The organism is Bacillus sp. V59.32b (genome assembly GCF_003429085.1).
Taxonomy (GTDB): domain Bacteria; phylum Bacillota; class Bacilli; order Bacillales; family DSM-1321; genus Peribacillus.
This window is the reverse complement of sequence record NZ_QVTC01000033.1, coordinates 1-14,137: the sequence shown is the minus strand read 5'-3', so window position 1 is coordinate 14,137 and position 14,137 is coordinate 1. Positions and strand designations below refer to the sequence as shown.

11 protein-coding genes are annotated in these 14,137 nt (G+C 41.7%); 3 read left to right on the top strand and 8 right to left on the bottom strand.

All coding sequences use genetic code 11. The annotated features are described in order from the left end of the window. Complete coding sequence (locus tag D0463_RS08700) at positions 1–243, bottom strand: AbrB/MazE/SpoVT family DNA-binding domain-containing protein (protein WP_254052748.1); 243 nt, start codon at positions 241–243, stop codon at positions 1–3. Between the two features lie 610 nt (positions 244–853). Between D0463_RS08700 and D0463_RS19340 the strand changes: the two genes are divergently transcribed. The 3 genes from D0463_RS19340 to D0463_RS08690 all read left to right on the top strand — a co-directional run bounded on the left by D0463_RS19340 (position 854) and on the right by D0463_RS08690 (position 5,794). Beyond that, positions 854–1,000, top strand: a complete 147-nt coding sequence (locus tag D0463_RS19340; protein ID WP_160118385.1) for a hypothetical protein — start codon at positions 854–856, stop codon at positions 998–1,000. 260 nt (positions 1,001–1,260) lie between these two features. Further along, positions 1,261–2,883, top strand: a complete 1,623-nt coding sequence (locus D0463_RS08695; RefSeq protein ID WP_117307016.1) for a hypothetical protein — start codon at positions 1,261–1,263, stop codon at positions 2,881–2,883. Then, positions 2,876–5,794: a DEAD/DEAH box helicase gene (locus D0463_RS08690; protein ID WP_117307015.1), complete on the top strand. Its 2,919-nt coding sequence runs from the start codon at positions 2,876–2,878 to the stop codon at positions 5,792–5,794. The genes D0463_RS08695 and D0463_RS08690 overlap by 8 nt, the downstream gene beginning before the upstream one ends. 244 nt (positions 5,795–6,038) lie before the next feature. On the opposite strand, the gene D0463_RS08685 is transcribed toward D0463_RS08690, so the two are convergent. From D0463_RS08685 to D0463_RS08650, 7 genes are all read right to left on the bottom strand, one after another. Then, entirely contained in the window at positions 6,039–6,947 is a 909-nt protein-coding gene (locus tag D0463_RS08685) for an ABC transporter permease (RefSeq protein WP_117307014.1), read from the bottom strand. Between the two features lie 11 nt (positions 6,948–6,958). Beyond that, the gene (locus tag D0463_RS08680; RefSeq protein ID WP_117307013.1) at positions 6,959–7,963 is read right to left on the bottom strand and encodes an ABC transporter permease; all 1,005 of its coding nucleotides are present in this window, start codon (positions 7,961–7,963) and stop codon (positions 6,959–6,961) included. 84 nt (positions 7,964–8,047) lie between these two features. After that, the gene (locus D0463_RS08675; protein WP_117307012.1) at positions 8,048–9,640 is read right to left on the bottom strand and encodes an ABC transporter substrate-binding protein; all 1,593 of its coding nucleotides are present in this window, start codon (positions 9,638–9,640) and stop codon (positions 8,048–8,050) included. A 60-nt stretch (positions 9,641–9,700) separates the two neighbouring features. Then, complete coding sequence (locus tag D0463_RS08670) at positions 9,701–10,675, bottom strand: ABC transporter ATP-binding protein (RefSeq protein ID WP_117307011.1); 975 nt, start codon at positions 10,673–10,675, stop codon at positions 9,701–9,703. Then, entirely contained in the window at positions 10,650–11,660 is a 1,011-nt protein-coding gene (locus D0463_RS08665; RefSeq protein ID WP_117307010.1) for an ABC transporter ATP-binding protein, read from the bottom strand. Before D0463_RS08665 ends, D0463_RS08670 begins: the two co-directional genes overlap by 26 nt. Before the next feature lie 702 nt (positions 11,661–12,362). Further along, a complete protein-coding gene (locus tag D0463_RS08655) occupies positions 12,363–13,313 on the bottom strand; it encodes a nucleotidyl transferase AbiEii/AbiGii toxin family protein (RefSeq protein WP_117307008.1) in 951 nt (316 codons plus the stop codon). After that, positions 13,294–13,932 carry a DUF6088 family protein gene (locus tag D0463_RS08650; protein WP_117307007.1) on the bottom strand — a complete coding sequence of 213 codons (639 nt, stop codon included), beginning with the start codon at positions 13,930–13,932 and terminating at the stop codon, positions 13,294–13,296. Before D0463_RS08650 ends, D0463_RS08655 begins: the two co-directional genes overlap by 20 nt. Positions 13,933–14,137: the final 205 nt, after the last annotated feature.

Below are 14,137 nucleotides of genomic sequence, written 5' to 3'. Positions count from 1 at the left end.
TTATCTCTTAGCTAATCCTTTGAATGTTTCATCATACTCATTTATCATATCATTCATTAGATCAAGAAAATTGTTATCAATGCCTTTCGGAAGGGGAACTTTCCGAGCCTTTTCAATTTTTACCGCTCCTTGTTCAAAATGGAATGAAACTTGATCGCCCTGTTTTACATTTAAGTGCTCTAAAACCTCTGCTGGAAAAGTAACACCTAAGCTGTTTCCTACCTTTGTGACCTTTCTTTCCACTTGTTTAACCCCCGTTATCGTCATATTATCACTCCTATCTTTATCATATGCTTTAAAATTTATAACAGTAATAACAAATTTTATTCCATTTTACGTTATAACATATTATAACACGTTATAAATAAATTTAGGAGATAATAGACAATAAAAAAATTCCTCAAGCATATGTTTGCCTGAGGACCATCGAGAGCACATCTACTATGCTCCCCCATTTGGGTACTAGAAACAGAGGTTTCCAGAAATTAAGAAAATGTTTGAAATGGCTTTCAAGCACCGTCTTAACATGACACATAACCATCCATTATATCGAAAAGATTTTTCTTTCCCGATATTAGTTCTATTTAATCACTATTTCTAATTTAAAATAAAATTCGATTTTAGAGCATATTAAGCGAATAAGGACGATGAACGTTCATTTTCTTTAAAAAGGCTATATCTCAAGGAACAAAATATAACTATAAGTATATTTTTTCAACGCATAACTTAATCTTGAATTTCGAAATATTTAAAGGAAATTGTCAAGATGAAAAAAAATTTATTAATTTAGGTTTCTTTTGATTCAAAGTGGGTATTTAGAAAGAAAAAGCATAACTTCAAAGGAGAGACAGACTTGAGTCGAGTAAATCCCAAACCTGCCGAACAGCTTTCAAACAGCTTGGCAAAACCATTGCTTAATCCAAAGCAAGCAGGAATGAGCCAACGAAAGCGAATGAAAGAATGCCTTAAGAAAATGAAGAAAAAGAAATTAAAATCATAATCACCCATGACGAATCGATGTCGTTATGGGTTTTTTGTTTCTTATTTTATGAATGACCTTATATTACACTGTGTCCGGAGATCTAACTTAGTGAGAACTTATATGGAAAATAGCCAGTGAATTCGTTCCTTCCTTAGGAATGATTTTTTTGCATGAAATAATGTTGTTTTTCAGAAAACCCGGTCGCTCCCTTCAAATTCCCATGCAAAATGAAGTATAATAATAAGATGTAAAAAAATCGGACATGCGGAGGCTGAATGATGAAGAGTGAGTTGATGTTTTTTGCTGAACAGCTGGCAGATATGTTACATCCGGGAGAGGAAGAAAATCTCGCCGTAGTTCTAAAAGGAATGATGCTCTACCGTCAGGAGCTAGTGTACCGGAAGCAGGAATCAGAAGATAAGATTACTGCTTTTGTCCAGGATGTAGTTCCAGTAAAGGTCGAGTTGGATTTGGATATGGCCCCTCTCAGCACTTGCAGCTGTAAAGCAGAGTTTTTTTGCCGCCACCGGATGGCTGTTTTCTTTTCCTCCTATGCCAATATTGCGAGTGTGAGCGATTGGGTTCAGAGCTGGAGGGAAAACAGACGTCCTGCTGCCCAGCCGAAAACAACACTTCCTATCCAGAGAGCAAGTGATATTCTGAAGGGAAATTCAAGTTCGGTGCTGGAAAAGAGCTATCCTGCCTGGAAAGAATTCTTTACTTCAGCCTATGCAGAAATCGTTGACGCAAATTTGAACCTCCCCCCTTACTTAATTGATGAAAAAATCAGATTGTATTTAAAAAAAGTCAGGTCTAAATCTCCCTTGGAAAGAGAATGGAAAAGTCTCTATTCATTTGTAGCTGACCTTACGACCTTGCTGCTTGCTTTGGAAACAATTAAAGAAAACATGACAAAGTCAAACGTTGCAAGGATTTTTTATTCGCTCGCAGATGACCTAGCAGAGGATGTGCATGCTTCTGTCCAGCATGTCAGCAGGCAGGCTCGTCCATTCGCTTTCGATCCGTTTTTGGAGGCTATCAGAAAAGAAGTAATCGGTCTGCTTGATGGTCTGGATGCATTGGAATATGAAAAGACTGATGTTTACCGGTCGATATGGAGCTATCTTTTGACCAATTCAGCCTGGAGGCAACAAGAGCTTGAGCGTGTACAGGAAAGGCTTGACTCCAAAACACTTCATCCCATCGAAGAACAGACCTATACGATCGCAGCGATCCATCTTAGTATTCTGGCTAATCGGGATAAGGAGGCCACATTACTACTCGACAAGCTTAAGGCTGATGCCTGCCCTTATGTATTTTACTGGCTAAGATTACTGTCAGACCTTGATATGGACCATCGCGCCGCTCCTTTCATTGATTTTCTGAATGCGAATGTTGGTAGCTTTCTAAAGGGGTTGGACGATTACTATAAAGGCAACGACTTTGTGAGAACCTTTTCCGGTCCGGTGAGCCATTACTGCTATAAGATGAAGCGGATGGATGTGCTTGAACGGTTCTACCGTGAATGCCTCCCATACAGCTACTGGAATTATGCTAACTTCCTGTTCGAGCAGGAGCAGTACAAAAAATGGGTGGAGATGCATATTTACAGCAATATCAGTATTGATGTGATTGGAACGGAGAATTTGAAAAAAATAGCGGCACACGACCCAGCTTTAGTTTTACCGCTGTATTACCATGCCGTCCAACAGACGGTCAGCATGAAAAATCGCTCTGCCTACAAACAGACGGTTCGTTATTTAAAAAAAATGCGAACTCTTTATAAAAAAATGAAAAAAGAAGAGGTGTTCCTCGAATACATGCAGTATGTAACGGAATCGACAAAACGATTGCGTGCATTTCAAGAAGAATTGCAAAGGGGTAAGCTGATCGATGCTTAATCTTAATAGAGGAAAATTCAAGGTCAACACCACTGCGTTGGAGAATGGTTCATACGCGATCTCAGTGGTGGATGAGGAAAATCAATATATAAATACGGAGTATATCCGCAAGCTGCTTTTCACTTGGGATGAGGCGAGCTTTTACGGAACCCGTTTGGATACGGATAGTATCGAAGGTATGCCGGTATTTATTCTCGATGCCTGGGGGCTGCTTAATTTATTTGCGACAGAAGGCTTTAATTCTTTCATAAATTGGGAGTGGTCGGAGCTATCTTCCCTTTGTTTGTCAGCCGCACCAATCCTCCATGAAACCATTATCGGCGGAATACCGATGCCTGATTTTAAAAGCCTGCAAGGCGGGCATGTAGCCTGGAAGCTCCCGGCAGAAGTGGAGGAGGAGTTTTCTTCTTCTTTCTGGGATGAAAGGATTCAAACAGATGATCATGCTGACGAGGATATGACGGTTAGAACGTTCGTTAGTAATTGGTATAACGAGTCGGCTAATGTATTTCTGGAACGCTATTCACCGGTGAAAGAGAATTGGCTAAGTGCTGTAAGGGCGCTGAGGGAAACTCGTCTTTCGCCTGAAGAGCTAGAGGCCTTTTTTGACCGGGACAGCTGGCTCGCATGGCTTGGGATCACCGAAGATGCCAAGCCATTCACAATCGGGCTCCGTCTATCTGAACCGATAGGCGGAGAAGGGCCATGGAATCTGCAAATCATTCTTCGTTCAAAAAAAGACGAAACGGAAATTATCACACTTCCTGAAAAAAGGCTGCCGCGCGGATGGAATAAATATAGCAGCGAAATCAATAAAATGGTGAAACGGTGGCTTACTGTGGTCCCTTGGCTTAAAGACAAAGGTGGTTCATTCAAGGGTGAGCTTTCAGAATCCGAGGCATGGGAGTTTTTGACGGAAGCGAGCGAGAAGCTGATGTTTCTCGGTGCTGAAATTCTGCTTCCTTCCTGGTGGTTGGCGCTTAGGGAGTCCTCCTTGAAAATCAAGGCTAAAGTGAAAAGCCAATCTACTCGCGGCCCTTCCTATGTCGGACTGCAGGCACTGATGGACTTCGACTGGAGATTTTCCATAAACGGCGAGGATCTGTCTGAAGATGAATTCCAACAGCTCGTCGAGGATAAACGAAGGCTCGTCTACATCCGCGGTCAATGGGTAAAGCTTGACCCGTCATTTATTAAGCAGATTCAGGATCTGATGGATGAGGCTAACAAAAAAGGATTGCAATTGAATGATTTGCTCCGACAGGAATTTCTCGGCGAAGTTGAAGATGAAGCCGAAAATGATGATGACGAAGACATGCTGAAAATCCAATTTGAACTGAACCGAGATTTAAAGAAGATGATCGGCAGGCTCCGGGAAACCAAAAATATCGCAATCCTGGAAACGCCCGAGGCACTTCATGGTGATTTACGCCCTTATCAGTCATTGGGCATGAGCTGGCTATTATTTTTACGGGAAAACGGCTTTGGCGCCTGTCTTGCTGATGATATGGGGCTTGGAAAAACGGTGCAGATGATTGCTTATCTGCTGCATGTTAAAGAACAGCAAAAGCTGGTCGGGACTATTGAAGAAAATAAGCAAGACCGTAACGACGAACTTGCGGATGGTTCAGCGATACCGGCTGTTCAGGCCTCGCTCATCGTCTGTCCGACTTCTGTCCTCGGCAACTGGCAGCGCGAGCTTGAACGCTTTGCACCCGATTTGAAGGTCCACCTTCACTACAGCTCGAACCGTGCCAAAGGAGAAATGTTCACACATCTTGTCGCAGATTATGATGTGGTGCTCACCTCTTACGGCCTGTCGCATCAGGATCACGACGAATTGACGTCGGTACACTGGAACAGTATTATTTTGGATGAAGCGCAAAATATTAAAAACTCTCAAACCAAGCAGTCTCGCGCCGTACGTAAATTGAAGGGTGGGCATCATGTTGCCCTTACAGGAACGCCAATGGAAAACCGTCTAAGTGAATTGTGGGCCATTTTTGACTTTATTAATAAAGGATATCTCGGCACACTTGGCCAATTCCAGGAAAAGTACGTTACAAGCATTGAACGTGAAGAGCAGAAAGGGAAAATCAAAGAGCTGCAAAGCTTGATTCAGCCGTTCCTGCTCAGGAGGACGAAACGGGATAAAGAAGTCGCTTTAAACCTGCCGGATAAACAGGAGCAAAAGGAATTTGTCCCACTGACCGCCGAGCAGGCATCGCTTTATGAACAGTTAATCAAAGATACGTTTGCCAACATCGAACAGTTATCCGCGTTCGAACGAAAAGGCATGATTCTACAGATGCTCGGAAAATTAAAGCAGCTTTGTAACCATCCTGCCCTTTATCTAAAAGAAGACCGGTCTGACATCCGCGAGGCACCGAAACGCTCCGGAAAGCTTGAGAAACTTGCTGAGCTCGTGGACGCCGTGCGGGAGCAAGATGAAAGCTGCCTAATATTCACTCAATATATCGGAATGGGCAATATGATGAAGGAATTGCTGGAAAGACGGTACGGCTTTGAGGTTCCTTTCTTAAATGGCAGCTCTGGGAAAAAACAACGTGATGACATGATAACCAGCTTCCAAAACGGTGAATTCCCAATTTTCATCCTGTCCTTGAAAGCAGGAGGAACGGGCCTTAATCTCACCGCCGCTAACCACGTGATCCACTTCGACCGCTGGTGGAACCCCGCCGTTGAGAATCAAGCAACTGACCGGGCCTACCGAATCGGGCAGAATCGTTTCGTTCACGTTCATAAACTCATCTGTACGGGAACGCTCGAAGAAAAAATTGACGCCATGCTTGATAAAAAACAAGCATTAAATGACGAAATTATCTCAAGTGATAATTGGATCACTGAACTTTCCACAGATGAAATTAAAGAACTGGTTGCACTTCAATGAGGATTGCGGTGATATATTTCCTGTTTCGGTGATATATCTCTAATTTCGATGATATATCCTGATTTTCGTTGATATATCTGGTTTCGAGCATATATCTCAATTATCGGGCATATACCCCAAATATCGAGCATATCTTCCTTTCTTAGGTGATATCTCGAATTTCAGGCATATCTAAAAGGCAGCTTCCGTTTCTCCGGGAGCTGCCTTTTTTCAAAATTTATCCGCTGCCTCAGCAAGGATACTCTTAATTTTTCATTCGTGGATCGAGTGCGTCACGCAGACCGTCACCCATTAAGTTGAAGCCTAGTACCGTAAGCATGATCGCAAGGCCTGGAAATAAGACGGTCCATGGAGCTTGGAGAATGAATGCACGTGAGTCAGCCAGCATTTTTCCCCATTCCGGAGTGGGAGCTTGTGCACCCATTCCGAGGAATCCAAGTGCCGCACATTCGATGATGGCTGTTGCAATCGCCAGTGTACCCTGAACGATGATCGGCGCCAAACTATTAGGAAGAATATGATGGATTAAAATCCGTGAATCCTTCATGCCGATTGCCTTTGCGGCCGTGATATATTCTTCTTCTTTCACGCTTAATACGCGCGAACGGAGCAGGCGACCAAAGGTTGGAACGTTAATAATCGCAATGGCTATAAGAGCATTTTGCAAGGACGGACCCAATGCCGCGACTACTGCGATCGCCAGTAAAATACTTGGAAATGCCAGAATTATATCAAAGATCCGCGATATAATTGTATCCACCCATCTTCCATAATAGCCGGCAACAATTCCAAGAAATGAACCTACGATTACTGAGCCTGCTACCGAAACGAAACCTACCCAAAGGGAAATCCTGGCTCCATAGATGACTCGGCTGAAAATGTCCCGTCCGAATTCATCCGTCCCGAACCAGTGCTCGCCAGACGGAGCCAGGTGTTTGTTGGACAGTTCTTGTTTCGCCACATCATAAGGAGCGATTAAAGGGGCAAGTATTGCTAGTAAGATAAAAAATGCAACGATCGATAATCCAACAATCGCCAGCTTATTCTTTTTAAAGTTTTTCCATGCCTCTTTCCATGGTGACACGGCTTTTTCCTCTGCCGTCTGTACATGCTGAGGCAATAAGGGGGGTATGTTACTTGCAGTTTCTGCCATGATCTTCCCTCCTATTTATACTTGATTCTCGGATCGATTGCCGCATAAAGCAGGTCCACGACCAGATTAATCAAGACAAAGATTGTAGCGATTACAAGAATTCCCGATTGAATGACCGGGTAGTCTCGAGAGCCAATTGCATCATAAATATATGTACCAATGCCCGGCCATCCGAAAATGGTTTCTGTCAAAATCGCACCGCCAAGTAATAGTCCGGTTTGAAGTCCAATTACTGTCACTACCGGAATGAGCGCATTTTTTAAAGAATGTTTGTAGACAACCCAGAACATTCTCATTCCTTTTGCACGGGCAGTCCTGATAAAATCAGAACGCATAACCTCAAGCATTGATGAACGTGTCATCCTGGCGATGATTGCCATTGGTATCGTCCCAAGTGCAAATCCAGGTAAAATTAAATGTTTGATGACTTCCATGAATTGATCGAACCTGCCGGCCATAAGTGTATCAATCAAGTAAAGTCCTGTAATCGCTTCTACCGGATCACGTATATTATCTCTGCCTGTAGTCGGTAATAAATCCAACTGTATCGACACAACATATTGTTCCATTAATCCTAGCCAAAAAACAGGCATCGAAACTCCAATCAAAGCAAGAACCATGGCAATATAATCAAACCAGGAGTTCTGGAACCAGGCGGAAATGATCCCTGCATTCACGCCGATTACAACGGCAAACAGCATCGCCACCAGTGCTAATTCTATTGTGGCTGCTAGATATGGCCAGATTTCCTCTGAAATAGGAGAACCCGTTTTTAATGAGATTCCTAAATCCCCTCTAATAATACCACCTAGATACTCTACAAACTGTGTATACCAAGGCCTGTCCAGGCCAAGTTGAGCCGTAAGAGCGGCTATGGCTTCCTTAGTAGCCTGTTGTCCTAACATGATCTGTGCCGGATTCCCTGGAATCGCGCGGATCATCATGAAAACGATGAACGCCATACCGAGCAAAACCGGGATCAGCGCACCTAAACGCCGTACCGTGTATGAAAACATAGTGTCACCTGCTTCTTATTTGTTCTAAGCTTTCATAAAAAACGGGGAGTATGCACGAATCCATACTCCCCAGTTGTACTAAAATTAATCCAATGTCACATCCTGGAATGATTGTGAGCCTTTTGGATGTGGGACGAACCCTTTAATTTTACTAGTACCCGCCAGCAATGGTGTTGAGTGTACAAGTGGAACCCATGGTGCATCTTCATGGATGATCTGCTGTGCTTGTTTATATAATTCATTTCGTTTTGCTTCATCAGGAGTCGTTTGTGCATCAATCAACAGCTTATGGACTTCATCATTGCTGTATCGTGAATAGTTATTAGACCCGATGCTATCTTTGTCAAGCAATGTGTAAAGGAAGTTGTCTGCATCACCGTTATCTCCTGTCCATCCTAGCATGAACATTGGCGCTTCACCGGCCTGAACCTTTTCAAGGTAAGCACCCCACTCAAATGTAACGATTTTTGCATCTATGTTTACTTCTTTTAAGCTATATTGAATTGCTTCTGCCACTTTTTGTCCGTCAGGCATGTATGGACGTGGTACTGGCATTGCCCAGAGATCCATTTTGAATCCTTTTTCAAGTCCTGCTTCTTTAAGTAATGCTTTTGCTTTTTCTACATCGTATTCATATCCCTCTACGCTGTCATCGTATCCACCAATAGAAGGTGGCATTGGATTCTTCGCAGGCTCTGCTGTTCCTTCATAAAAGTTTTTGATAATATCATCTTTGTTTACCAGGTGGTTAATGGCCTGCCGTACTTCTTTTTTATTGAACGGTTCTTTTTCTACATTAAAGCCCAGATAGCCAACGTTCATGGATGGACGCTCGAACAATTGAAGTTTGTCATCCTCGGTAACCTTGCTCATATCGCTTGGGTTCATGCCGTCTATTAAGTCGATCTCACCTTTAATCAATGCATTAAGACGTGCAGAATTATCTTTAATAACCTTAAATGTTACTCCGCTAAGCTTCGGCAATTCTTTGTCCCAATAGCTATCATTTTTTACTACTTTAATCGTATCACCAGGTTTCCAGTCTTCAAATTTGAATGGACCAGTACCTACAGGCTGTTTGTCGATTGAATCAAATTTCGAAGGGCTCGCAATTGCGAAAGGGCTCATCGCAAGGTTCTTAAGGAATGGAGCTTGTGGACGTACCAGTGTGAATTCAACTGTCTTTTCGTCTACAGCTTTTACCTCTTTAATGACGTGTCCTTCTTCTCCTTCAAACCCTCCGAACATGGATGCATAATAAGCAAATTTCGCCTCATCCTTGCTCTTTGCCCAGCGTTCGAAGTTCTTGACGACAGCGTCTGCATTGAAGTCTTCACCATCATGGAATTTGACCCCTTCACGCAGGGTAAATGTGTATGTCAATCCGTCATCAGAGATATCCCACTTTTCAGCAAGGCCTTCTTTAACATCTGTGCTGTCTTTTTCAAAGTCTACAAGAGTTTCATACATTTGTTCTGTGACAATATAAGATTCTCCATCTGTTACGATAGCCGGGTCAAGCGATACAGCATCACCGCCTTTTCCGTAAATCATAACCCCTCCGCCTTTTTCGCTGCTTCCGCCTTCTTCAGAAGATCCTCCACCGCAACCAGCAAGAACTAGAGAAAGCGCAAGCACACAGCTTAAAAACAGCCATAAAGACTTTTTCTTCTTCATATTTCTGACCCCCATTAATCTTTTTTAAATTAACTTATGCCAATCTATATATACGCCTTGTCATTCATATAAATGACAAGCTGCGTAATGGCCTGGTTCAATTTCTTTCATGATCGGCTTTACCGATGTACAAACATCCATTGCATGCGGGCATCTTGTATGGAAAGCGCATCCTTTTGGCGGATTGGCCGGGCTTGGTACATCGCCCTGCAAAATGATCCGTTCCTTTTGATACTCTATATCCGGAATCGGAACGGCAGACAGGAGTGCCTGGGTGTACGGATGCTTTGGGCTTTCATAAAGCGCCTCACTATCGGAAAGCTCGACGATATTCCCGAGATACATAACGCCGACACGGTCACTAATATGGCGCACCACCCCAAGGTCATGCGCGATGAAAAGATAAGTTAAATCAAATTCCTTCTGAAGATCATCCATCAGGTTCAGAACCTGTGACTGGATCGAAACATCGAGGGCTGATACCGGTTCGTCCGCGATAATGAGCTTTGGATTAACGGCCAGGGCCCTTGCGATCCCAATTCGCTGTCGCTGTCCGCCACTGAATTGGTGCGGATATCTCTTGGCGTGCCAGCTGCTTAGACCGACAATCTCGAGCAGCTCCTTCACACGCTTTTTGCGCTCCGCTTTGCTCTTTACACCGTGGACAATCAGAGGCTCTTCCAATATCTTCTCGACAGTATGCCGCGGGTTAAGCGATGCGAAGGGGTCCTGAAAGACCATTTGCATTTCCCGGCGCATTTTCCTCATTTCTTCGGAAGACAGTTCGGTAATGTCTTGTCCTTCAAAATAAACCTTACCATCACTTGGTTCCAAAAGGCGGAGCAGCATTCTGCCAGTCGTTGATTTGCCACAGCCGCTCTCCCCGACCAAACCTAATGTTTCACCTTTATTGATGTAGAAGGAAATCCCGTCTACCGCTTTTACTTCCCCGACGGTTTTCCCGAGCAGCCCTCCCTTTATCGGAAAGTGCTTTTTAAGGTTTTCTACCTTAACTAATGGTAATGGCTGAGTCATGTGCGTTAGCTCCTTTCCCATCTTCATAGAGCCAGCATCTGACCTGTTGCCCATTTTCAAGCGGGGTAAGAGGAGGAGTCTCGCTCAGACATTGCTCCATTGCATGTTCACAGCGTGGAGCAAATTGACAGCCAAGCTTGAGCGATCCCGGTTTCGGTACATTCCCAGGTATCGAATATAGACGCTCCACTTTCTTTCTCATATCTGGCACGGATTTAATCAAGCCGACCGTATACGGATGCTTCGGGTTTTGGAAAATCGTTTTAACATCGCCTTCCTCAACTATCTTACCGGCGTACATAACAGCAATCCGTTCACACATTTCAGAAACTACCCCAAGATCATGTGTGATCATCATGATTGCCGTATCCGTTTCTTTATTTAACTTTTTCATTAGTTCCAATATCTGAGCCTGTATGGTTACATCGAGCGCTGTTGTCGGCTCGTCCGCAATCAAAAGCTTTGGCTCACAGATCATCGCCATTGCGATCATGACCCGTTGACGCATTCCACCTGACAGCTGATGCGGATATTCTTTCACCAGTTCCTCTGCCCGCGGTAGCCCAACCAGCTTCAGCATTTCAACGGCCCGAGCCATTGCTTTCTTTTTATTCCACTTTTTATGTATGCGTAAGGATTCAATCAGCTGCTCTCCAATTGTAAAAACAGGATTTAAGCTTGTCATTGGCTCCTGGAAGATCATTGCTATTTCATTTCCGCGAATTTGGCGCATTCTTGCTTCGGATGCATCCGCAAGATTTTCCCCTTTAAAAAGGATTTCCCCTTCCACCTTGCTTGTTCCCGAAGGTAATAGTCCCATAATGGATAGCGAAGTGACACTTTTTCCGCAGCCGGATTCTCCTACGATACCGAGGACTTCTCCTGGCTTTATATGAAAATCAATATTGTTCACAACCGGTAATTCACCATCATCTGTTAAGAAACTAGTCCGTAATTCCTTCACTTCGATAATAGAACCGCTCATAGACTTCACTCCTCTCTTGGTGATGATTTCCTGATTCTTCAGAGGTTAACTTGAATTATGCCATTTCTATAGGCATTTATCAATAAAATTCTGAAAATAATTTTAATACTGAATTATTTTATTAGTATGTCTTTCATTCTATTTCTTTTGCATTAGTTTTAGAAATAAAATGGCTGCCAGAGGGCAGCCGATAGAATATTGCTATATTAATTTTTCTTTAGGGTCACAGAAACACTGAAATGCATAACTCCGAGCAAAGTTCCCACAAACAAGATGAACGATAGTGGAATGATATGAAATCTCTCAACTAATTTCACTGAAACTATCGTTAATACAAGTGCGTGGATTGCTAGAATAATCATCCATGTCCTAATCTTTTGGAGTCCATCATCAAGTAGACTGATAATGCTGCTAGCCAGCATGAAAGAGGCCGGGACAAAAATAAACACACTTATTAAATCGTTAAAAAGCAGAAACATATCCTCTTTTGGATGGGGCAGGTTTGATACATAAACTAAAAACAGACTTATTAAACTACTGACCCATAACCAAACTTTATATTTCAATAGCATCACCTTAGTTGTTATTTAGAATTTCAGGGACCAGTTCCCAGAAATACAACGCTCTCTTTGCACATCCAAACACCATATAGGACTTGAGCATCACAGGAGACTCATTACTATGGTAGATGTCCGAGAGCAATTATAATAACTTAATGGTAAGTGGGATCAGGCCACTGTTAATTATGGCTTTGAGACTATCTATGACATCATCGTAGTTAATTATATCTTCCTCTTTATGCATAAGCTGAACAGTAATAGTTTCATAGTCATCTCTATAAAGTTTCTTGTCTATAATTTCATTCAGCTTGTCCACCATTTTATAGCCGTTTTGTGCTGATACATTCCTGTTTTGATTTGTAGAACGTTCTTTTGCTACAGCGTTAAAAAGGCTTTCAAAACTTTCCTGTTCCAATTTATGACCGATTTCTTTCCATATCATATGTAGATCATATAAATGCCTTGAATTTCTATCAATCGTTCCCACTTCTACATAATCTAATATTGCAAAAATCTTATCTACAAATGTTCGGTCTAACTTTTGAACACTTATTTCAAATTCCGCTAGTTCATACTTTTCTATAATTTCGGTTTCTCCAGCTTCAATGAAGTAATCTAATATGTAGTTGCTTACCATTTTCTTTTCGCAAGGAAAGGTTTTATATGCCACAAATGTTTCAACCATCAAATGATTCTTCATTGCACCGGTAGGTTCTATTAGATTAGGATACCTAACCTCATATATATTATGTATCCTTCTCGATCCTATTTTATCCTTGTTGGTTAATTCCAATTTAGCATCATCGATTGCCGCAATGATTCCGGCCTTCAATTTCTCCATTTCTCCTTGAGTTGGATTAGCATTTTCTTTAAAATTGATATCAATGTCCTCAGAAAAACGATTAATTAATTTGAAGCACTTAGATAAAGAAGTGCCCCCTTTGAACACAATATTGGGGGCCCTGTTAACAATCTGTTGTAGAAGCACCGAAACAAAATAATCTTTTTCAACTTGTTCTTCGGGAATAAGCTTTTCTTGAGCAACAAGAGCAATTGTTTCATTAAAAGCTTGCTCATCTTCGTGTAATTTCATTATATAGCCCACTCGCTATAAATTGCCTAAACGCTTTTGGATAAATACTTAAATAGCGATCCAATTCTTTACTATCAATTTTTACATTCTTTATATAGTTTGAAATATTAGGAATTGCTTTTTCAAACGGTACATCACTAACTTTATGAAAGTTGTTTATTAACTCCAAGACCTGCAAAATTTTATAGTTACTTTCCGTAATATCTGTTTTGGCTTTGCGTAAAGCAACCCTTCGTTTGTTGTAATCAACGTACCTTAGATTTGAAGTTTCTTTTTCCGTAACAATCTCAACTAGACCGGGCACTTGTGTAGTTAATCTTAAGCTGTTAGCAAAATCCAATCCAGTAACATACCCAATTCTTTCGTGTTTTTTAACCAAATATCGATTTTTGATAATTTTATTAATACTTAAAGCACTTTTCTTTAAAATCGAATCCGGATTTGGTATAAAATAAATTCCGTCTTTAAATGAACATCTTTGGATTTTATTATCATCGGTTAATCGCTTTAATTGTTGACGTAACGTATTGGAGTTTATTGTTAGTTCATTAGTTAAATCCTCGGAGAAAATGGGTTCATCATAGCCAAATTGGTTTACCAAATAATTATAAAAATCCATCTCTAACACCTCCGTTTTTATATTGTAACGCATTTATACTCAAAAAGTAAAAATCCGTTACAAATTATATTTTTATTTTCTCTATAATACTTACTTTGGAGACAATCCGAACATTTCCAATAACATATTAGACTCAATTTTTTTTTAATTGGCTCTGTTAAATTCCATTGTTGATTTTCAAATGGTCATGGAATCTACTCGCTTT

Bases quoted from the DNA above. Each gene is read 5' to 3' on its own strand.
- D0463_RS08695 (WP_117307016.1), top strand. From the start codon at position 1,261: ATGAAGAGTGAGTTGATGTTTTTTGCTGAACAGCTGGCAGATATGTTA.
- D0463_RS08690 (WP_117307015.1), top strand. From the start codon at position 2,876: ATGCTTAATCTTAATAGAGGAAAATTCAAGGTCAACACCACTGCGTTG.
- D0463_RS08685 (WP_117307014.1), bottom strand. From the start codon at position 6,947: ATGGCAGAAACTGCAAGTAACATACCCCCCTTATTGCCTCAGCATGTA.
- D0463_RS08680 (WP_117307013.1), bottom strand. From the start codon at position 7,963: ATGTTTTCATACACGGTACGGCGTTTAGGTGCGCTGATCCCGGTTTTG.
- D0463_RS08675 (WP_117307012.1), bottom strand. From the start codon at position 9,640: ATGAAGAAGAAAAAGTCTTTATGGCTGTTTTTAAGCTGTGTGCTTGCG.
- D0463_RS08670 (WP_117307011.1), bottom strand. From the start codon at position 10,675: ATGACTCAGCCATTACCATTAGTTAAGGTAGAAAACCTTAAAAAGCAC.
- D0463_RS08665 (WP_117307010.1), bottom strand. From the start codon at position 11,660: ATGAGCGGTTCTATTATCGAAGTGAAGGAATTACGGACTAGTTTCTTA.
- D0463_RS08655 (WP_117307008.1), bottom strand. From the start codon at position 13,313: ATGAAATTACACGAAGATGAGCAAGCTTTTAATGAAACAATTGCTCTT.
- D0463_RS08650 (WP_117307007.1), bottom strand. From the start codon at position 13,932: ATGGATTTTTATAATTATTTGGTAAACCAATTTGGCTATGATGAACCC.